The sequence below is a fragment of the Streptomyces sp. NPDC017936 genome, from assembly GCF_044328485.1.
Taxonomy (GTDB): Bacteria; Actinomycetota; Actinomycetes; order Streptomycetales; family Streptomycetaceae; genus Streptomyces.
The window spans coordinates 238,535-257,074 of the sequence record NZ_JBIRHK010000011.1; the positions used below are offsets into that span (position 1 = coordinate 238,535).

Consider the following 18,540-nt stretch of genomic DNA (forward strand, 5'->3'; position numbering starts at 1 on the left):
CGCGTCCACGGCCTCCCGGGCGGACACGTGCTCCCGCGCGCCGTGCGCCGCCGCGATGTCCCCCGGCCCGGGTGCCGGGGCCGGGAACCCGCGGCGGCGTGCGGCCGCAGACCGCCGCCGTACGCCGCCCCCGCGTCCCCTCCGGACGCGGGGCACCGCTCGTGCCGGCGGGCGCCCCCGCCCCCGCGGCCCGCGGCGGACGCCCCGCCGGCAGCGGCCCGCTCAGTCCTCCGGTCCCCCGCCCACCGTGAAGCCGATCACCGACCCGCCGCCCGCCCGCGGGAAGGCGAACGGCGCTCCGCCGTGCGCGAGGGCCACCTCCCGCACGATCGACAGGCCGAGGCCCGAGCCCGGCAGGGAGCGCGCGTCGGCGGCGCGGTAGAAGCGGTCGAAGACGCGGGTGAGGTCGGACTCGGTGATGCCGGGGCCGCGGTCGAGGACCTCGACGCGGAGGGGACCGACGGGGGTCCCGCCGCCCGAACGCGGCCGGGGGTGGGCGAGGGCCGGCCCGGTGACCCTGATCTCGACGGGCGTCCCGCCCCCGCGGTCGAACTTGGTGGCGTTCTCGACCAGGTTGGACAGCGCCCGCTGGAGCATGCCGGGCCGCCCGACGGTGCCGGTGTCGCCGCTCGCGCGGACCAGGACCTGCCGGCCGGTGCGGCGGCGGGCGAGGCCGGCGACCTCCTCGGCGAGGTCGGCGAGGTCGACCCGCTGCGGCGGCTCGGTGTCGGACTGGCCGGCCGCGAGGTCCACCAGCTCGTTGACCAGGTCGGTCAGTTCGCGGGCCTCCTGGCCGAGGTCGGCGACGAGCTCGGCCCGGGTGGCGGGGGGCAGTTCGTCGATGCGGTGCAGCAGCGAGATGTTCGTCCGCAGCGAGGTCAGCGGGGTGCGCAGTTCGTGGCCGGCGTCCTGGACGAGGCGGCGCTGGTCCTCCTCCGACTGGGCGAGGCGGCCCAGCATGCGGTCGAAGGCGCGGCCGAGGCGGCCGACCTCGTCGTAGCCGGTGACCGGGACCTGGACGCCGAGCCGGCGGGTGCGGGCGACGTCCTCGGCGGCGGTGGTGAGGATGACCAGCCGGTGGGTGATGCGCCGGGCCAGCCACCAGCCGAACAGGCCGGCCCCCGTCACGATCGCGGTCATCAGCACCAGCGTCCTGCGCTGCAGCGCCCGCAGCAGGTCCTCCGTGTCGCTGAACTCCTGCGCGACCTGCACGGCGCCCCGCCCGCCGCCCAGCGCGACCGTGGCGACGCGGTAGACGTCGCTGCCGACGTCGACGTCCCGGTGCTCGGTGAACGTGCCGGCCGTCGTCGCGGCCGCGACCGCGCGGTCGGCGGCCCTCACCGGCAGCCCGGGGCTGCCGGGGTCGACGACCGCCCCGTCGGGCCCCAGCACCTGCACGTCCGTCCGGGCCGGCCGCACGATGTCGTGGCCCGGCGCGGCGGAGGAGAAGTCCCCGGGGGCCATCGCCCGGTCGCGGACCTCGTCCCGCAGGTCCTGCACCACCTCGTCGAACACCGACTCCTGGTCCACCCGCACCAGCCGGGCCGCGGCCGAGTAGGACAGGACGCCGACGAGGACGGTGACGGCGGCGGTCACGGCCGCGAAGGACACGGCGAAGGTGGTCCGCAGCGAGGCGAGCTTCGGGCGCCGCCGCGACACCCAGCACCCCGGGCGGCCGGCCATCCCGTGCCGCCCCTCAGTCTTCCCGCAGCACGTAACCCACGCCCCGCACGGTGTGGATCAGCTGCGGGGCGCCGGGGGTGTCGAGCTTGCGGCGCAGGTAGCCGACGTAGACGGCGAGGTTCTTGGAGCCCGGCCCGAAGTCGTAGCCCCAGATGCGGTCGTAGATCGTGGAGTGGTCGAGGACGATGCCCGCGTTGCGCACGAGCAGCTCCAGCAGCTCGAACTCGGTGCGGGTCAGCTCCAGCTCGCGCTCCCCGCGCCAGACCCGCCGCGCCTGCGGGTCCATGCGCAGCCCGGCGGCCTCCACGTACCGCTCGGGGGCCGCCGCCGGCTTCGGCACGTCGACGGGGGCCTCCCGGTTGCTGCGGCGCAGCAGGGCCCGCAGCCGGGCGAAGACCTCCTCGACGTCGAAGGGCTTCACGACGTAGTCGTCGGCGCCCGCGTCCAGTCCGGCGATCCGGTCGGCGGTCTCGACGAGCGCCGTCAGCATCAGGACGGGCGTGCGGTCGCCCTCGGCGCGCAGCACCCGGCAGACCTGGAGGCCGTCGATGCCGGGCATCATCACGTCGAGGACCAGGACGTCCGGCGGCGACTTGTGCGCCTGGGCCAGCGCCTCGACGCCGTCGGCGACCGCCGTGACCCGGTAGCCCTCCAGGACCAGGGCCCGTTCCAGGGCGTTGCGGATGGCGCGGTCGTCTTCGGCCAGGAGCACGGTGGGAGGCACGGCACCCAGTCTGCCAAGGCCCGTGGCGGTCGGGCGGGGCGGGCCGGTCGGCGGCCGGGCTTCTTACCGGGCTCTCACCGTCGGGGCGGCCGGGTCCGGACCGGCCCTCCGCCCCTGACCGGACCTCGCCGCACCCGCCGGACGGACCCGCCCCGGGGCGTCCGCCCCGGGGACCGCCGCCCCCGGACCCGCGCTCCGGCCCCGGGCGGGGCCTCGCCCCGCCCGCCGGGCCGGGCCTCGCCGCACCCGCCGGGCGCGCTCAGGTCACCGTCCGGTGCGGGAGAGCGCCGTCAGCTGCTCCGCGAACGGCACGACCTCGAACGCGTCCTTCGCCGGCTCGTCCTTCGCCGGCTTCGCCGCCGACAGCCCCGCCATCAGCGCGGCCAGCTCCCCCGCGGCCCGCTCGACGCGCTCGGGCAGGCCCTCGGCGCCCCAGTCCTCCGACGCGGCGTAGACGGCGGTCGGCACGACGACGGCGCGCAGGTGGGCGAAGAGCGGCCGCAGCGCGTGCTCCAGCACGAGCGAGTGGCGGGCGGAGCCGCCGGTGGCCGCGATCAGCACCGGCTTGCCCGCCAGCGCGTCCCTCTCCAGCACGTCGAAGAAGGACTTGAACAGCCCGCTGTACGACGCCGCGAACACCGGGGTGACGACGATCAGCCCGTCCGCCGCCGTGACCGCGTCGAGCGCGGCCGCCAGGGCCTTGCCGGGGAACCCGTTGGTGAAGTGGTGCGCGATCTCCACGGCGAGGTCGCGCAGCTCCACGACCTGGATCTCCACGGGGGAGCTCCGGTCGACGGCGGTCGCCAGCCGGTCGGCCAGCAGCCGGGTGGACGACGGGACGCTCAGTCCCGCCGAGACGACGACGAGCTTCATGCGGCGGTCACCTCCCGGGCGGCCTTGAGGGTGGCGTGGGTAGGGGCGTCCGGCACGTTCGCGGGACGGTTCTTGGCGAACTCCTCGCGCAGCACGGGCACGACCTCCTCGCCGAGCAGGTCGAGCTGCTCCAGCACGGTCTTCAGGGGCAGCCCGGCGTGGTCCATCAGGAACAGCTGGCGCTGGTAGTCGCCCGCGTACTCACGGAAGGACAGCGTCCGCTCGATCACCTGCTGCGGCGAGCCGACGGTCAGCGGGGTCTGCTCGGTGAAGTCCTCCAGCGACGGCCCGTGTCCGTAGACGGGCGCGTTGTCGAAGTACGGCCGGAACTCACGGACGGCGTCCTGCGAGTTCTTCCGCATGAACACCTGGCCGCCGAGGCCCACGATCGCCTGCTCGGGCGTGCCGTGCCCGTAGTGCGCGTAGCGGGCCCGGTACAGCTCGACCATGCGCTTGGTGTGGTCGGCCGGCCAGAAGATGTTGTTGTGGAAGAAGCCGTCGCCGTAGAACGCGGCCTGCTCGGCGATCTCGGGCGAGCGGATCGACCCGTGCCAGACGAACGGCGGGACCCCGTCCATCGGGCGGGGCGTCGAGGTGAAGCCCTGCAACGGCGTGCGGAACGTCCCCTCCCAGTCGACGACGTCCTCCCGCCACAGCCGGTGCAGCAGGTTGTAGTTCTCGACGGCGAGGTTGATGCCCTGCCGGATGTCCTGCCCGAACCAGGGGTAGACCGGCCCGGTGTTGCCGCGTCCCATCATCAGGTCGACGCGCCCGTCGGCCAGGTGCTGGAGCATCGCGAAGTCCTCGGCGATCTTCACCGGGTCGTTGGTGGTGATCAGGGTGGTCGAGGTGGAGAGGATCAGCTTCTCCGTCCGCGCCGCCACGTAGCCGAGCATCGTGGTCGGGGACGAGGGCACGAACGGCGGGTTGTGGTGCTCACCGGTCGCGAAGACGTCCAGGCCGACCTCCTCGGCCTTCAGCGCGATGGCGACCATGGCCTTGATCCGCTCGCGCTCGGTCGGCGTTCGGCCCGTGGTCGGGTCCGGCGTGACGTCGCCGACCGTGAAGATCCCGAACTGCATGGTCGCTCAACCTCCAAAGTTGTTGACCGTTGAACTATACGCTCGAACAGTCACCCCCCTCCCTCTATTCCGCCGGTTGTCGGTGCCCCGTCCTACGATCCCGGCATGGCCGCCCCACGCCGTGACACGCGAGGCATCGTCGACGCCGCGGAGCTCTTCGCGCGCGTCCGCTTCCGGCGCCGCGAACCGGCCCCGCCCCTGCGCCCCTACCTCGAGCACTACTGGCTCATCGACTGGGACCTGGACCGGCCGTACGCCTCCCACGTGGTCCCGCACCCGTCGGTCAACATCGTGTTCCAGCGGCACGAGGGCCGGGCCCCCTTCGCCGAGCTCGCCGGCATCGGCCTCGGACTCTTCATCCGGAAACTGGAGGGGCGGGGCCGGGTCTGCGGGATCCAGTTCCGCCCGGGCGGCTTCCGCCCCTTCGCGCCGGAGCACCCGGTCGGCGACTGGACCGGCCGCCGGGTCCCGCTGCCGGACGCCGATCCGCGGCCCGTCCTCTCCCCCGACGACGAGGACGCCCGCGTCGCCGCCCTCGACGCCTACCTGCTCGGTCTCGGACCCGGCCCCGACCCCCGGGCCGACCTGGCGATGGCCCTGGTCGACCGCGTCCGCGCCGACCGCGCGATCCGCCGGGTCGCGGACCTGGCGCGCGCCGAGGGCGTCTCGGTACGGCTGCTGCAGCGCCTGTTCGCCGCGTACGTGGGCGTCGGCCCGAAGTGGGTGATCCTGCGCTACCGCATCCACGAGGCCCTGGAGCGGGCGGAGACCGAGGACACGGTCGACTGGTCCGCCCTGGCCGCCGAACTGGGCTACGCCGACCAGGCCCACCTCGTCCGCGGCTTCAAGGCGACGGTCGGCGTCCCGCCGACGGCGTACGCACCGCCCGGACGAGCACGGGGTTGAGCCGGACGCGGCCGCGTGGCGGGGCCGGGAGGCGCCCGGCCCCGCCGCGGGACCGGACCACGCAGCACCCCGCCGCGGCGGAGACGCGTCCCGCACCACCACGGAACCGGCACACGCCCGCGCGCCACCACGAGACCGGCACGCACCTCCGCGCCACCACGAGACCGGCACGCACCCCCGCACCACCACGAGACCGGGACACACCCCCGCAGCACCACGAGACCGGGACACGCCCCCGTGCCACCACGGGAACGCGGCCGGCCCGCGGGCGGTCGGGTCAGGGCACGAGGACGAGCCGTCCCCGGACGCCTCCCTCCGCCAGCCGGGCGTGTGCCTTCGCCGCCTCCTCCAGCGGGAACCTCTCGGCCACCCGCAGGGTCAGCACCCCCTCGTCGACCAGCCGCACCAGCTCACCCAGCCGCGCCCCGTCCGCGGCCACCTCGACCGCCTCCGTGCGCACCCCCCTCACCGGCGCCGGCTGGGCCTGCGGGATCACCCCCGCGTAGACGCCCCCGTCCCGCACCCACGCCAGCGCCCGCTCCCCCAGCACCGCGGCGTCCAGCACGGCGTCGAAGCCGTCCGCCCCGACGTCCCCGGAGACGAACCCGGACGCCCCCAGCGACCGCACGAGCTCCTCGTCCCCCTCCCGGCCCAGGCCGGTCACCGACGCCCCCCGGTGCGCCGCGAGCTGCACGGCGAACCCGCCGACGGCCCCCGCCGCGCCCGTCACCAGCAGCGACCGGCCCGGCTCCACCGCCAGCAGGTCCAGCGCCTGCGCCGCCGTCAGCGCGTTCAGCGGCAGCGTCGCCGCGTGCGCCGCGTCCACCGTCGCCGGCGCCTTCGCCACGGCGTCCGTGTCGACGACGACGTACTCCGCGTGCGTACCGAGCGGCTTGACCATGCCGTAGTCGAGGGCCACGACCTCGTCGCCGGCGCTCCACGCGCTGGCGACGCCCGTGGCGTCCACCGTCCCGGCCACGTCCCAGCCGAGCCCGATCCGCTTGCCCGCGCCGCCGAAGACCCCCGACCGCACCCCGGCGTCGACCGGGTTCAGCGCGGCCGCCGCCACCTTGATCCGCACCTGCCGGGCTCCCGGCTCCGGCACCTCCGCCTCCACGACCTCCACGGCCTCGGGCCCGCCGAACGACCGCACCACCACAGCACGCATGACAACTCCCCCTGGAATCCGGGCGTTTGCTTCACCAACCGATGTGATGCCACAACCCTAGGAAGAGCTACTATCCAACAGGAAGTAGTTACCCTGAGGTGCCTACCTCACCCGGAGGAGAGCCATGGCGACCATGACCGCGGCCCAGCGGCGCGAGAAGGCGCGCGCCGAGTACGACGCCTTCCTCAAGGCGTGCCCGACCAACCAGCTCCTCGACCGCATCAGCGACAAGTGGGTCAGCCTGGTCGTCGCCGCCCTCGCCCCCGGCCCGCTGCGCTACAGCGACCTGGCCCGCAAGATCGCCGGCGTCAGCCCCAAGATGCTCACCCAGACCCTGCGCACCCTGGAGCGCGACGGCATCCTCACCCGCACGGTGACCCCGTCCGTCCCCGTCCGCGTCGACTACGCCCTCACCCCGCTGGGCAGGAACCTCTCCCTGCTCCTGGTCGCGGTGAAGGACTGGGCGGAGATCCACTTCGACGAGGTCCACGCGGCCCGCGAGCGCTACGACGCCCAGAACACGGACGCCGGGAACTGACCTCCGGGCCCCCACGGCCCCGCGGCCCCGTCGGCTCAGGAGCCGATCGGCAGCGCGTCCGTGTAGCCGTTCGTCGGCCGCCCGGTCCTCTCCACCGCACGGGCGTCCAGCGCCACCGCCGCCGAGGGCGTCCCCAGGGCGCCGCCCGGGTGCCAGGTGCCCGTCACCGTCACCCAGCTGTCGGCGGCCGGCGCCTCGACGCCGTACACCCGCACCTTCACGGACTGCGCGTCCGCCGCACAGCACGACAGCAGGATGCGCGTCAGGTACCAGCCGTCACCGCCGCCGGCCGGCGTGACGAACCCGGTCATGCGGACCGTGCGCCCCTCGATCGCCCGCCCGGTGTCCTGCTGCACCCGCTGCGTGAAGTCCGTCAGCGTGATCGGCAGCGGCGAGGTCGCGGGCAGCGGATCGAAGCCGTCCTCCTCGACGACGGCGACCGCCTGGGGCGCCTCCCGCGACGCCGTGTACGAGCCGAGCACGGGCGGGGCGTAGAACAGCAGGCTCAGCGCGGGCAGGAACAGCAGCCAGGCGACCCGGGGGACGCCCGAGTGGTCGTGCCCGTGCCCGTCCTGTCCCGCCGGCGCCTCCGCCTCCGGCGCCCCGGCCGCCCCCGCCCGCCGCCACGCCGACCGGACCTCCGCCGCCCCCAGCGCGACCAGCAGCACCCCCGACCCGATCAGCAGCGGCCGCATGCCCTCCTTGACGTACCGCAGGTACAGGTCCGAGACGAGCGAGGCCCGCAGCAGCCCCAGCCCGCTCAGCACCAGCAGCCCCGCCTGCACGAACCGCCTCACAGCAGCACGCCCCCCACCACCACGCTGCACACCACCGCCACCACGGCCGTCGCCGCGGAGAAGCGCACCGCGAAGGACCGGCCGAAGGTGCCCGCCTGAAGGGCGATCAGCTTCAGGTCGACCATCGGCCCCACCACCATGAACGTCAGCCGCGCGACCGGCGAGAACCCGCTCAGCGAGGCCGCCACGAACGCGTCGGCCTCCGAGCACACCGCGAGCACGATCGCCAGTGCCGCCAGGAACAGCACCGACAGCCACGCCGACCCGGCGAACGCGTCGACGACCGAGCGCGGCACCGTCACGTTGAAGGTCGCCGCCGCCATCGCCCCGACCACCAGGAAGCCGCCCGCGTGCAGGAAGTCGTGCTGGAAACCCCGCCGGAACTCCGCCCACCGGCTGTGCCCCGGCCGGTGCCCGGTGTGCCGCACGGCCGGCTTCAGCCACTCGGCGCGCCCCAGCCAGAGCCACAGCCAGCCCATCACGGCCGCGGTGACCAGCGAGGCGAGCAGCCGGGCCAGCACCATCTCCGGGCTGCCGGGGAACGCGACGGCGGTGGCCGTCAGCACGATCGGGTTCACGGCGGGCGCCGACAGCAGGAACGCGAAGGCGGCGGCCGGGGTGACCCCCCTGCCGATCAGGCTGCTCGCCACCGGCACCGACGCGCACTCGCAGCCCGGCAGCACCACCCCCGCCGCCCCGGCCACCGGCACCGCGAGCGCCGGCCGCTTCGGCAGCAGCCGCTGGAACACCCGCGCCGGCACGAACGCGTTGATCGCCCCCGACAGGGCCGTGCCGAGCAGCAGGAACGGCATCGCCTGCACCGTCACCGCGAGCCACACCGTCCGCCACGCCTCGACGGCCGGCTCCTCCAGCGACCGCCCGACGGCCACCAGCACCGCACCGGGCAGCACGGCGGCGCCGACCAGCAGCAACGGCCACCGCCGCGGCAGCCCGCGCCCCGACGACGACCCCGGGGACGCGGACTCCGCCCCGGCCGCCCCCGGCCGCGTCCCCGCGTCCGCCTCCCGAACGGTCCCCATGTCCTAGACCAGACCTCCCCGCAACCGTGCGACCTGCTCCCCGCTGAACTCCACGGTCCGTCTCATGTGCCGCACGACCACGGCGAGTTCGGCGTCGTCCAGGTCCGCGAACAGAGGGCTCCAGTCACCGCCCAGCCGCTCCCACGTCCGCCCGAACTCCGCGATCCGCTCCGGCACCGTCGCCACCAGCACCCGCCGCCGGTCGGCCGCGTCCCGCTCCCGCACGACGTACCCCGCCTTCTCCAGCCGGTCCACCAGCCGGGTCGCCGACCCGGTGGTCAGCCCCGTCAGCTCGGCGACCCGGCCCGTCGTCACCGGAGCCCGCTCCAGCGACAGCAGGTTCAGACACTGCAGGTCGGTCGGGTGCAGCCCGAGGCGGTCGGCGACGGCCTGGTTGAACAGCGCGAACGCGGCCACGTACCGGCGGGAGACGGTGGACAGCTCGTCCAGCAACCGCGACCGCACGTTCCCGGACATCGCCCGCACCACCCCTTCGTCAGCGCCGTCCGCAGATCGTACGACGCGCCGCGCCCCGGACCCCCCACCGAGCCGCCGCCCGCACCCCCCGGAAGGAGCCCGGTCCCCGGCGTCCGGCACCGGCGCACGCGGGTGCCGGGCGGCGCGGCGCCGTGTGCCAAGCTGCCGACATGCTCGTCCTCCGCTCCGCCGCCCTCTTCGCCGTCGCCGCGCTCTTCGAGATCGGCGGCGCCTGGCTCGTCTGGCAGGGCGTGCGCGAGCACCGCGGCTGGCTGTGGATCGGCGCGGGCGTCCTGGCCCTCGGCGCCTACGGCTTCGTCGCCACGCTCCAGCCCGACGCCGACTTCGGCCGGATCCTCGCCGCCTACGGCGGTGTCTTCGTCGCCGGCTCCCTGGCCTGGGGCATGGTCGCCGACGGTTACCGCCCCGACCGGTGGGACGTGACCGGCGCGCTGGTCTGCCTCGCGGGCATGGCCGTGATCATGTGGGCCCCGCGCGGCGGCGGCTGACCGGGCCTTCCACGGAGCGAGATCACCGGCCGGACGCCGGCCCCGCCCGCCTATGCTGGCCGCGCAGGCTTTCGACCCCGCCCGAGGAACCGAGGAGCAGCCACCATGGCCACCGCCGCACCGTCCGCCGCCTCCCGCATCGCCGTCGTCACCGGTGCGAGCAGCGGCATCGGCGCCGCCACCGCCCGGCAGCTCGCCGCGGCCGGCTACCGCGTGGTGCTCACCGCGCGCCGCAAGGACCGCATCGAGGCGCTGGCCGAGGAGATCGTCGCGGCGGGCGGCTCGGCGACGGCGTACCAGCTGGACGTGACGGACCGTGCCGCGGTCGACGAGTTCGCCACCGCCTTCAGGACGGTCGGCGTGCTCGTGAACAACGCGGGCGGCGCGCTCGGCGCGGACCCGGTGGCCACCAGTGACCCCGCCGACTGGCGCACGATGTACGAGACCAACGTCCTCGGCACCCTGCACCTCACCCAGGCCCTGCTGCCCAAGCTGGTCGCGAGCGGCGACGGCACGGTCGTGGTCGTCTCCTCCACCGCCGGCCACGGCACCTACGAGGGCGGCGCGGGCTACGTCGCCGCCAAGCACGGCGCCCACGTCCTCGCCGAGACCCTGCGCCTGGAGATCGTCGGCCGGCCGGTCCGCGTCATCGAGATCGCCCCCGGCATGGTCAAGACCGACGAGTTCGCGCTGACCCGCTTCGGCGGCGACCGGGACAAGGCGGCGAAGGTCTACGAGGGCGTCGCCGAACCGCTCACCGCCGACGACGTCGCGGACACGATCACCTGGGCGGTGACCCGCCCCAGCCACGTCAACGTCGACCTGCTGGTCCTGCGCCCGCGCGCCCAGGCGTCCAACACCAAGGTCCACCGCGAGCTCTGACACCGCGACGGCGCCCGGGGAAGGGGCCGGCGGCGGGCCGCCGGGAGGCGTCGCGGCTCCGGGCCGTGCCGTCCCGGAGGGCACGGCCCGGCAGCCGAACACCATCTCCTGGAACCCGTCCCCCACCTCCATCAGCGGCTCCCGCTCCCGCGAGAAGCAGACCTTGTCGGTGAGGAGCACGGCCCACTGCCCCCGCTCGGGGGACACCCACATCGCCGTACCGGTGAACCCGTAGTGCACCCAGAGGTCCTCGGCGGGCGAGGTGGTGAAGGGCGGGAACCACAGCAGGCCCCCGTGCGGGTCGAGCCCTCCCGTGTGCACCCGCAGGGAGGCGCGGACCCGCTCGGGCCCGAGAGCGGGTCCGGACGGGCCCGCGTCCGCCGGGTCCAGGACGTGGCGCAGGAAGCGGCCCAGGTCGGCGGCGACGCGCTGGTGACGATCGGGCCCGGCGACATCGGGTCGCTCGGCGAGGCGTGGCTGTCGGACGAGACATGACCGGGCGGGGAACACGACTGCCCACCCGGATGCGCGAGGCCGCGCACAGCGGCGGAGGAGTGACTGTGAAGCTGAGTGAACTGCTGGACGGATACGACCACGAGGTCCTCCAGGGCGACGCCGGACAGGAGATCAGCGGGGGCGTCGCCCACGACTCCCGGAAGGTGACCGAAGGGGCGCTGTTCGTCGCGGTGCGAGGCTTCAGCGTGGACGGGCACCGGTTCGTCGCGCAGGCGGTGGCCCGCGGCGCGGCGGCCGTGCTGGTCGAGGAGGAGGTCGACGAGGTGCCGGCGGAGGTCTGCGTGGTGCGGGTGGCCGACACCCGTGCCGCCTCTCCGGTGGTGGCCTCCCGCTGGTTCGGGGAGCCGGGCCGGGCCATGGACGTGGTGGCCATCACCGGCACCAACGGCAAGACCTCCGTGGCGTTCATGCTGGAGGCCGTGCTGCGGCAGTCGGTGGACGCGACGGTCGGCGTGATCGGCACCGCGGGCAACCGCATCGGCGAGGAGGCGATCGCACTGGAGAAGACCACGCCGACCACCCCGGAGGCCATCGACCTCCAGTATCTGCTGAAGCACATGCACGACCGGGGCGCCTCGGCCGTGGTCCTCGAGGCCTCGTCGATGGCCCTGCACCTGCACCGCGTGGACCGCTGCTTCGTGGACGTGGGGGTGTTCACCAACTTCAGCCAGGACCACCTGGACGACCACGGCACGATGGAGAACTACAAGAACGCCAAGCTGACCCTGTTCAAGGGCCTGTGCCGGCGTGCCGTGGTCAACGCCGACGACCCGGTGGGCCGGGAGATCCTGGAGCTGATGCCGGGCGAGGTCACCACGTTCGGCCTGGAGGACGCGAAGGCGGACTTCCACGGCGACGACCTGGTCGTCGACGCGGCGGGCACCCGGTTCACCCTGCGCCACGAGGGGCGGGAACTGCCGGTGTCGATCCCGGTGCCGGGCCGGTTCGCGGCGCTCAACGCGCTGGCCACCCTGGCGATCTGCCACGGCCTCGGCCACTCCCTCGACGCGGCCGTCGCCGCGCTGGCCTCGCTGCCGCCGACGCCGGGCAGGTTCGAGAGCTACCGGACGCCCGCCGGGGTGCCGGTGATCGTGGACTACGCGCACTCCCCGGACGCACTGGACAACGTCCTGTCCACGATCCGCGACTTCACCACCGGGCGGGTCATCACCGTCTTCGGCTGCGGCGGCGACCGGGACGCCACCAAACGCGCCCCCATGGGCGAGATCGCCGGGCGGTACTCGGACCTGTGCGTCCTGACCTCGGACAACCCGCGCAGCGAGGACCCCGAGAAGATCCTGGACGACATCGTGCCCGGCATCGCCGGCACGGGCACCCCGTTCGAGCGGGTCAGCGACCGTCGTGAGGCCATCCGCACGGCGCTGCTGGCCGCGCGCGAGGGCGACACCGTGCTCGTCGCCGGCAAGGGCAACGAGCACTACCAGGTCATCGGCGACCGCACGATCCCCTTCGAGGACATGGAGACCGTGCGGGAGCTCAGCGAGGAGCCGGCGTCCCGGTAGGGGCCGCCGGCCGGGCGAATCCGCCCACCACGTCACCGGCCGAGCGCGCACGTCCCGCCACGGGGCGCCGCGCCCGGCTCCGGCCGCCCGCCCCCCGGCACCCACGACATCACGGTGCCCGCCTACCGGGACGCCCCCGACCGCTACCTGGCCGCGCAGGGCGCCGGCCGGGAGACCACGGCGGGCGCCGCTCCCCACGTCCTGCCGGAGACGGCCAGGAAGGCGATCGAGGCCAAGCTCGACGAGTTCGGCTTCGACTTCGGTGCCGACGTGCTGCTGGACTTCGTGCGCGAGACCCGCGTCCTGCGCGAGCCGTACACGTTCGAGTCCACCAAGAACCTCAGCCGCGCCCCGGACCTCCTCGCCGCGTTCGGGGCCCGGCACGGGCTGAGCCGGGACGACCTGTCCTTCCTCACCGCGGAGGACCTCCTCGCGCAGGCCGACGGGGAGACCACCGGCACGGGCGTCGACCGGCTGCGCGTGATCGCCGACGCCCACCGGATCCGGCACGCCCGGCAGGCGCGCGTCCACCTGCCCGACGTGATCACCGGCCCGCGCGCGTGGAGGTCATCGAGAGTCAGGTCCGCATCCCGGACTTCGTGACCTCGCGCCGGACCACCGGGCCCGCCGTGGCCGTCGCGGGTCTGCCGGAGGAGACGTCCGCGCGGAGCGGGCCGGATCGTGCTGGCCGAGAACGCCGATCCCGGCTACGAGTGGCTCTTCTCGCACGAGATCGCGGGCCTGGTCACCAAGTACGGCGGGGCGGCCTCGCACATGACGATCAGGTGCGCGGAGTTCGGCATACCGGCGGCCATCGGCCGCGGTGAGGCGGCCTTCGAGCGGCTCGTCGGCGCGGAGACGATCACCCTGGACTGCGCGGCGGGCCGCGTCGGCCCGGCGCACGCCGTCCCGTAGGCCCCCGCGCGCCGGCCCCCGCGCCGCGGTCGCGGGGACCGGCGCGCGGGGGCCGTGAAGCGGGGCGGGCCCGGACCGACCGGTCCGGGCCCGCCCCGTGCGCTCTCAGCCCTTCACGCAGACGACCTGCTTCAGCTTCGCCACGACCTCCACCAAGTCCCGCTGCTGGTCGATGACCTGGTCGATCGGCTTGTAGGCGCCGGGGATCTCGTCGACGACGCCGGAGTCCTTGCGGCACTCCACGCCCCGGGTCTGCTCCTCCAGGTCCTTCGTCGAGAAGCGGCGCTTGGCCGCGTTGCGGCTCATGCGCCGGCCCGCGCCGTGCGACGCGGAGTTGAAGGACTTCTCGTTGCCCAGACCCTTCACGATGTACGAGCCCGTGCCCATGGAGCCCGGGATGATCCCGTACTCGCCGGAGCCGGCCCGGATCGCGCCCTTGCGGGTCACGAGCAGGTCCATCCCCTCGTAGCGCTCCTCGGCCACGTAGTTGTGGTGGGCGCTGATCTCCGGCTCGAAGGCCGGCTTCGCCTTCCTGAACTCCTTGCGGATCACGTCCTTCAGGAGCGCCATCATGATCGAGCGGTTGTACTTCGCGTACTCCTGCGCCCAGAACAGGTCGTTGCGGTAGGCCGCCATCTGCGGGGTCTCCGCGATGAAGACGGCGAGGTCGCGGTCGACCAGGTTCTGGTTGTGCGGGAGCCTCTGGGCCACGCCGATGTGGAACTCGGCGAGCTCCTTGCCGATGTTCCGGGAACCGGAGTGCAGCATCAGCCAGACGGCGCCGGTCGTGTCGAGGCAGACCTCGACGAAGTGGTTGCCGCTGCCGAGCGTCCCCATCTGCTTTCCGGCGCGCTCCTGACGGAACCTGACCGCTTCGGCGACCCCGTCGAACCGCCCCCAGAAGTCGTCCCAGCCGCCCGCGCCGAACCCGTGCAGCCGTCCGGGGTCGACGGGGTCCTCGTGCATCCCGCGCCCCACCGGAATCGCCTGCTCGATCCTCGACCGCAGCCGCGACAGGTCGCCCGGCAGGTCGTTCGCCGTCAGGGACGTCCTCACCGCCGACATGCCGCAGCCGATGTCCACGCCCACCGCCGCCGGGCACACCGCGCCCTGCATCGCGATGACGGAGCCGACCGTCGCGCCCTTGCCGTAGTGCACGTCCGGCATGACGGCCAGCCCCTTGATCCACGGCAGGGTGGCGACGTTGCGCAGCTGCTGCAGCGCCACCTCCTCGACCGTCGCGGGATCGGTCCACATGCGGATGGGAACCTTCGCGCCCGGCATCTCCACGTACGACATATCGTCCTTGTTCCCCCGAATACCCAACAGAAGTCTGATATCGCAAAACCGGCGCCAAGGCCGACGTACAGGACGGCGGACCGGCATCCACGGTGGTGCGTGCGATACACATTGTCTGCAGCGGCCGCCCCCGCCCGGCAAGCGATTAACCAGCGGGGACACCGGGCCGACCAGCCACCCACGTCGTGACCGTTCGAGAGGAGCCGACCGTGCAGCGGAAGGCGTACGTACCCGGCGTCGCCGCACTCCTCGCGGTGCTGCTCGCCGGCTGCACCGGCAGCTCGGACGACGGCGGCACGACGGACGACTCCAACCCGGGCCAGGCCGGCACGGCGACCGCCGTCGCCGAGCCCGGCCGGTACGACACCCTGCCGGAGGCCTGCGGCGCGGTCGGCCGCTCCACCCTCGACTCCCTGCTCCCCGGCCTCCTCGAGATCGCCGACGAGAAGCAGCGCGAGACCGCCTACGAGGGCGAGGCGACCCTCACCTACGACACGGACCGCAAGACGGGCTGCCGGTGGAACGTGACGTCGGCGGACGCCACCGACCACCTCTTCGTCGACTTCGAGCGCGTGGTGTCGTACGACACCGCGGTCAGCGACGACAACCAGGCCCAGGAGCTGTTCGCCGGGAAGGCCACGGCGGCCGGCCTCCCGCTGCCCGCGGCCTCGGGGACGGACGGCGGGCAGACCGGCGCCGCCCCCACCCCGAGCGCGACCCCCGCCGCCGCCAGCGCGGCCGCGTCCCCGTCCGCCTCCGCCACCACCACGCCCGCCGACCTCCAGCCCCGGCTCCTCGACGACCTGGGCGACGAGGCGTTCGTCGACGACGTGCTCGCCGCCGCCGGTTCGACGGCGAAACAGCGCACGGTGACTGTGGCGTTCCGCACGTCCAACGTCATCGTGACCCTCGTGTACGAGGAGCAGCCGACGACCGTCGGCGTGGTTCCGGACAGCAAGGAACTGCAGGACAGGGCCCGGAAACTGGCGGCCGAACTCGCCGACTCCCTCGCCGGCTGAGGCGACTTCGCGTCCGTCGGCCCCCCGTCCGTGAAGCTCCCGAAGCCGCGCCGCACCTCTTCCCCACCGCGTACCGTGGCCCCTCGGACCCGATCCGACCGCAGGAACCACGAGCGTCATGAGTGAAGGAACCATGCAGCGACGAGCCCAGCGAGACGACCAGCGCGACCAGCGGACGAAGCGTGCCGGAGGACTGAACCGCCTCCTCGCCGCAGGAGCCGCACTCCCCCTGATGCTGATCGTCGCCGGCTGCTCCTCGGACTCCGGCTCCGGCGACGACGCGCAGAAGACCGGCGCGAGCAGCGGCGCGGAGGCCGGCGAGACGGTGAGCGCCGCGCCGACGGTGCAGGCGGCCGCGTACACGTCGCTGCCGGAGCCGTGCGCGGTGCTGTCGGGCAAGACGCTGACCGAGCTGGTGCCGAAGGGCACGAAGGGCAAGAAGGGCGCGTCGAGCGACACGGCCACCCGGTCCTCCTGCTCCTGGTCCAGCCTGGACAACAACGGCGTGAAGGGCTCGCAGTTCCGCTGGCTGAACGTCTCGCTGCTGCGCTTCGAGTCGGACACGGCGGCCTCCGGCGACCAGCAGGCGCAGGAGTACTACGCCAAGCAGGTCGAGGGCGCCAAGGCGGTGTCCGGCGCGGCGAACACCAGGACGCAGGCGCTCGCGGGCACCGGTGACCAGGCGACGACCGTGCGCTACGACCTGAAGAAGAAGGAAGGCACCTTCAAGCAGCAGACGGTGGTGGCGCGCGTGGAGAACGTCGTCGTCACCGTCGACTACAACGGCGCGGGCCTGGCCGGTGAGAAGACGCCGAACGCGGACACCCTGACGAAGGCGGCGGAGAAGGCGGCGAAGGAGGCGGTGGCGTCGGTCCGGTCCGCCAACGGCGAGGGCACGGGCGGCACTTCGTCCACCACCCCGTCCCCGGGCAAGTCGGCGACGGCCTCCCCTTCCGCCTCCCCGTCCGCTTCCGCTTCCGCCTCCGCTTCCGGGTCGCCGTCCGCGTCGCCGTCGGCCTCCGCGGTCAAGAAGAGCTGACGGACCGGCCACACGTGCGCCGCACACGTGTGTCACCCTGTTGCGCGCAACAACACGCAAAGGGAGGGGAGTGCGGGTGGCCGCGCCCATACAGCTGACCCGGATGCACCGCGTTCTCATCGGCGTGGTCGTGGCCGGCGCCGTGGTCATCGCGGGGATCGGTTTCGCCGGTTCCTACGCGGCGGTCCGCGAGCTGGCCATCAAGAAGGGCTTCGGGAACTTCTCCTACGTGTTCCCGGTCGGCATCGACGCGGGCATCTGCGTGCTGCTCGCGCTGGACCTGCTGCTGACCTGGATCCGCATCCCGTTCCCGTTGCTGCGCCAGACGGCGTGGCTGCTGACGGCGGCGACGATCGCGTTCAACGGCGCCGCGGCCTGGCCGGACCCGCTGGGCGTCGGCATGCACGCGGTGATCCCGGTGCTCTTCGTGGTCGCGGTCGAGGCGGCCCGCCACGCGATCGGCCGGATCGCCGACATCACGGCCGACAAGCACATGGAGGGCGTCCGCCTCACCCGCTGGCTGCTCTCCCCGGTGCCCACGTTCCTGCTGTGGCGGCGGATGAAGCTGTGGGAGCTGCGCTCCTACGACCAGGTCATCAAGCTGGAGCAGGAACGTCTCGTCTACCAGGCCCGGCTGCGGTCCCGGTTCGGCCGCGCCTGGCGCCGCAAGGCCCCGGTGGAGTCGCTGATGCCGCTGCGCCTGGCCCGCTACGGCGTGCCGCTCGCGGAGACGGCCCCGGCCGGCCTGGCCGCGGCGGGCATCGAGCCGGCGCTGCTGCCCCCGGCTCCGCAGCAGGAGCTGACGGCCGTCGCCGAGCCCGTCCCGGCGGCCGCCGCGCGTCCGGCCGTCGAGGCGGCGCCCGTGCCGCGGCAGGCGTCCCCGTCCGGTGAGCAGCGTCCCGTCCCGCCCGCCGGTCCCGGTGCGGAGGAGCCGGACTTCGGGGAGCCCGAGCCGGAGGTGAACCCGTGGCTGCACGCCCGGCACCCGCAGCAGGTGGAGTACCACGGCGGGTACAACCCCCAGTACGACCCCGCGGCCCAGTACCAGCAGTGGTACGAGGAGCAGCTCCAGGCCGAGCAGTACCAGGACCAGTACCAGGAGGAGCCGCCGACGCAGGAGCCCTCTCCCGAGGAGACCGGCAGCTTCCCCATCCCGGTGGGCCCCCACCGCACGCGTGAGCTGGGCGAGGGCGGCGGGACCCCGCCCGCCGAGCCGGACGAGGAGGCCTACTACCAGGTCTTCAAGAAGTCGATCGGCGGCACCGGCTACCCGACCCCGCGTGAGTTCAGCGAGAACGTCGAGGCCGAGTTCAGCCTCGTGCTCCCGCCGGACGAGGCCAAGCGCATGGTCAACCGCTTCACGAACCGCTACAACGCGGAACTCGAGGAGGACCACATCGCCTGACCGCGGGGACGGCCTGCGGAAACGACGAGAGGGGGGGCCCCCGGGGGGCCCCCCGCGCCCCCCCCCCCCCCCCGGCCGGGCCCCACCCCCCCCCCCGGGCGCCCCCCCCCCCCCCCCCCCCCCCCCCCCCCCCCGGGGCGCCCCC

Annotated in this window: 20 protein-coding genes; 11 read left to right on the forward strand and 9 right to left on the reverse strand. The window is 74.2% G+C overall.

Going from position 1 to position 18,540, the window contains the following annotated elements; all coding sequences use genetic code 11:
• Positions 1-222 precede the first annotated feature (222 nt).
• The 4 genes from ACH4F6_RS23975 to ACH4F6_RS23990 form a co-directional block, all read right to left on the reverse strand.
• Positions 223-1,683 (reverse strand): ATP-binding protein, encoded by a 1,461-nt coding sequence (locus tag ACH4F6_RS23975; RefSeq protein ID WP_397962346.1) that lies wholly within the window; start codon positions 1,681-1,683, stop codon positions 223-225.
• A 13-nt stretch (positions 1,684-1,696) separates the two neighbouring features.
• Entirely contained in the window at positions 1,697-2,407 is a 711-nt protein-coding gene (locus tag ACH4F6_RS23980; RefSeq protein ID WP_397962347.1) for a response regulator transcription factor, read from the reverse strand.
• Positions 2,408-2,671: 264 nt separating this feature from the next.
• Positions 2,672-3,280 carry a CE1759 family FMN reductase gene (locus ACH4F6_RS23985; RefSeq protein WP_397962348.1) on the reverse strand — a complete coding sequence of 203 codons (609 nt, stop codon included), beginning with the start codon at positions 3,278-3,280 and terminating at the stop codon, positions 2,672-2,674.
• Complete coding sequence (locus ACH4F6_RS23990; RefSeq protein WP_397962349.1) at positions 3,277-4,362, reverse strand: LLM class flavin-dependent oxidoreductase; 1,086 nt, start codon at positions 4,360-4,362, stop codon at positions 3,277-3,279. The genes ACH4F6_RS23985 and ACH4F6_RS23990 overlap by 4 nt, the downstream gene beginning before the upstream one ends.
• A 105-nt stretch (positions 4,363-4,467) precedes the next feature.
• Between ACH4F6_RS23990 and ACH4F6_RS23995 the strand changes: the two genes are divergently transcribed.
• Positions 4,468-5,268 (forward strand): DUF6597 domain-containing transcriptional factor, encoded by an 801-nt coding sequence (locus ACH4F6_RS23995; RefSeq protein WP_397962350.1) that lies wholly within the window; start codon positions 4,468-4,470, stop codon positions 5,266-5,268.
• 277 nt (positions 5,269-5,545) lie between these two features.
• On the opposite strand, the gene ACH4F6_RS24000 is transcribed toward ACH4F6_RS23995, so the two are convergent.
• The gene (locus tag ACH4F6_RS24000; RefSeq protein ID WP_397962351.1) at positions 5,546-6,436 is read right to left on the reverse strand and encodes an NADP-dependent oxidoreductase; all 891 of its coding nucleotides are present in this window, start codon (positions 6,434-6,436) and stop codon (positions 5,546-5,548) included.
• Between the two features lie 124 nt (positions 6,437-6,560).
• Between ACH4F6_RS24000 and ACH4F6_RS24005 the strand changes: the two genes are divergently transcribed.
• Positions 6,561-6,974, forward strand: a complete 414-nt coding sequence (locus ACH4F6_RS24005; RefSeq protein WP_397962352.1) for a winged helix-turn-helix transcriptional regulator — start codon at positions 6,561-6,563, stop codon at positions 6,972-6,974.
• Between the two features lie 35 nt (positions 6,975-7,009).
• Here the strand turns inward: ACH4F6_RS24005 and ACH4F6_RS24010 are convergent, their stop codons facing one another.
• Genes ACH4F6_RS24010 through ACH4F6_RS24020 form a run of 3 tightly spaced genes read right to left on the reverse strand, consistent with a single transcriptional unit; the run spans position 7,010 to position 9,288 of the window.
• The gene (locus ACH4F6_RS24010; protein WP_397962353.1) at positions 7,010-7,771 is read right to left on the reverse strand and encodes a TIGR03943 family putative permease subunit; all 762 of its coding nucleotides are present in this window, start codon (positions 7,769-7,771) and stop codon (positions 7,010-7,012) included.
• Positions 7,768-8,811, reverse strand: a complete 1,044-nt coding sequence (locus tag ACH4F6_RS24015) for a permease (protein WP_397962354.1) — start codon at positions 8,809-8,811, stop codon at positions 7,768-7,770. Before ACH4F6_RS24015 ends, ACH4F6_RS24010 begins: the two co-directional genes overlap by 4 nt.
• 3 nt (positions 8,812-8,814) lie before the next feature.
• On the reverse strand, positions 8,815-9,288 hold the full coding sequence (locus ACH4F6_RS24020) for a MarR family winged helix-turn-helix transcriptional regulator (protein WP_397962355.1): 474 nt from the start codon (positions 9,286-9,288) through the stop codon (positions 8,815-8,817).
• Between the two features lie 170 nt (positions 9,289-9,458).
• Between ACH4F6_RS24020 and ACH4F6_RS24025 the strand changes: the two genes are divergently transcribed.
• From ACH4F6_RS24025 to ACH4F6_RS24050, 6 genes are all read left to right on the forward strand, one after another.
• On the forward strand, positions 9,459-9,797 hold the full coding sequence (locus tag ACH4F6_RS24025; RefSeq protein WP_397962356.1) for a YnfA family protein: 339 nt from the start codon (positions 9,459-9,461) through the stop codon (positions 9,795-9,797).
• 105 nt (positions 9,798-9,902) lie between these two features.
• Positions 9,903-10,679, forward strand: coding sequence for an SDR family NAD(P)-dependent oxidoreductase (locus ACH4F6_RS24030; RefSeq protein WP_397962358.1), 777 nt, complete (start codon positions 9,903-9,905; stop codon positions 10,677-10,679).
• Between the two features lie 315 nt (positions 10,680-10,994).
• Entirely contained in the window at positions 10,995-11,174 is a 180-nt protein-coding gene (locus ACH4F6_RS24035; RefSeq protein WP_397962359.1) for a hypothetical protein, read from the forward strand.
• 65 nt (positions 11,175-11,239) lie between these two features.
• A complete protein-coding gene (locus ACH4F6_RS24040; protein ID WP_397962360.1) occupies positions 11,240-12,718 on the forward strand; it encodes a UDP-N-acetylmuramoyl-L-alanyl-D-glutamate--2,6-diaminopimelate ligase in 1,479 nt (492 codons plus the stop codon).
• A gap of 114 nt (positions 12,719-12,832) precedes the next feature.
• Complete coding sequence (locus ACH4F6_RS24045) at positions 12,833-13,321, forward strand: hypothetical protein (protein WP_397962361.1); 489 nt, start codon at positions 12,833-12,835, stop codon at positions 13,319-13,321.
• Positions 13,322-13,399: 78 nt separating this feature from the next.
• Positions 13,400-13,633 carry a PEP-utilizing enzyme gene (locus tag ACH4F6_RS24050; protein ID WP_397962362.1) on the forward strand — a complete coding sequence of 78 codons (234 nt, stop codon included), beginning with the start codon at positions 13,400-13,402 and terminating at the stop codon, positions 13,631-13,633.
• A 105-nt stretch (positions 13,634-13,738) separates the two neighbouring features.
• On the opposite strand, the gene ACH4F6_RS24055 is transcribed toward ACH4F6_RS24050, so the two are convergent.
• Complete coding sequence (locus ACH4F6_RS24055; protein ID WP_397962363.1) at positions 13,739-14,932, reverse strand: RtcB family protein; 1,194 nt, start codon at positions 14,930-14,932, stop codon at positions 13,739-13,741.
• 209 nt (positions 14,933-15,141) lie between these two features.
• Here ACH4F6_RS24055 and ACH4F6_RS24060 point away from each other — a divergent pair, with 209 nt between their 5' ends.
• The 3 genes from ACH4F6_RS24060 to ACH4F6_RS24070 all read left to right on the forward strand — a co-directional run bounded on the left by ACH4F6_RS24060 (position 15,142) and on the right by ACH4F6_RS24070 (position 18,395).
• Entirely contained in the window at positions 15,142-15,951 is an 810-nt protein-coding gene (locus ACH4F6_RS24060; RefSeq protein WP_397962364.1) for a DUF3558 domain-containing protein, read from the forward strand.
• A gap of 118 nt (positions 15,952-16,069) precedes the next feature.
• Positions 16,070-16,990, forward strand: coding sequence for a DUF3558 family protein (locus tag ACH4F6_RS24065; protein WP_397962365.1), 921 nt, complete (start codon positions 16,070-16,072; stop codon positions 16,988-16,990).
• A gap of 76 nt (positions 16,991-17,066) precedes the next feature.
• Entirely contained in the window at positions 17,067-18,395 is a 1,329-nt protein-coding gene (locus ACH4F6_RS24070; protein ID WP_397962366.1) for a DUF2637 domain-containing protein, read from the forward strand.
• Positions 18,396-18,540: the final 145 nt, after the last annotated feature.

Excerpts from the sequence above, each read along its gene's own strand:
- ACH4F6_RS23975 (WP_397962346.1), bottom strand. The coding sequence starts at position 1,683 with ATGGCCGGCCGCCCGGGGTGCTGGGTGTCGCGGCGGCGCCCGAAGCTC.
- ACH4F6_RS23985 (WP_397962348.1), bottom strand. The coding sequence starts at position 3,280 with ATGAAGCTCGTCGTCGTCTCGGCGGGACTGAGCGTCCCGTCGTCCACC.
- ACH4F6_RS23990 (WP_397962349.1), bottom strand. The coding sequence starts at position 4,362 with ATGCAGTTCGGGATCTTCACGGTCGGCGACGTCACGCCGGACCCGACC.
- ACH4F6_RS23995 (WP_397962350.1), top strand. The coding sequence starts at position 4,468 with ATGGCCGCCCCACGCCGTGACACGCGAGGCATCGTCGACGCCGCGGAG.
- ACH4F6_RS24000 (WP_397962351.1), bottom strand. The coding sequence starts at position 6,436 with ATGCGTGCTGTGGTGGTGCGGTCGTTCGGCGGGCCCGAGGCCGTGGAG.
- ACH4F6_RS24005 (WP_397962352.1), top strand. The coding sequence starts at position 6,561 with ATGGCGACCATGACCGCGGCCCAGCGGCGCGAGAAGGCGCGCGCCGAG.
- ACH4F6_RS24015 (WP_397962354.1), bottom strand. The coding sequence starts at position 8,811 with ATGGGGACCGTTCGGGAGGCGGACGCGGGGACGCGGCCGGGGGCGGCC.
- ACH4F6_RS24020 (WP_397962355.1), bottom strand. The coding sequence starts at position 9,288 with ATGTCCGGGAACGTGCGGTCGCGGTTGCTGGACGAGCTGTCCACCGTC.
- ACH4F6_RS24025 (WP_397962356.1), top strand. The coding sequence starts at position 9,459 with ATGCTCGTCCTCCGCTCCGCCGCCCTCTTCGCCGTCGCCGCGCTCTTC.
- ACH4F6_RS24030 (WP_397962358.1), top strand. The coding sequence starts at position 9,903 with ATGGCCACCGCCGCACCGTCCGCCGCCTCCCGCATCGCCGTCGTCACC.
- ACH4F6_RS24055 (WP_397962363.1), bottom strand. The coding sequence starts at position 14,932 with ATGTCGTACGTGGAGATGCCGGGCGCGAAGGTTCCCATCCGCATGTGG.
- ACH4F6_RS24065 (WP_397962365.1), top strand. The coding sequence starts at position 16,070 with ATGAGTGAAGGAACCATGCAGCGACGAGCCCAGCGAGACGACCAGCGC.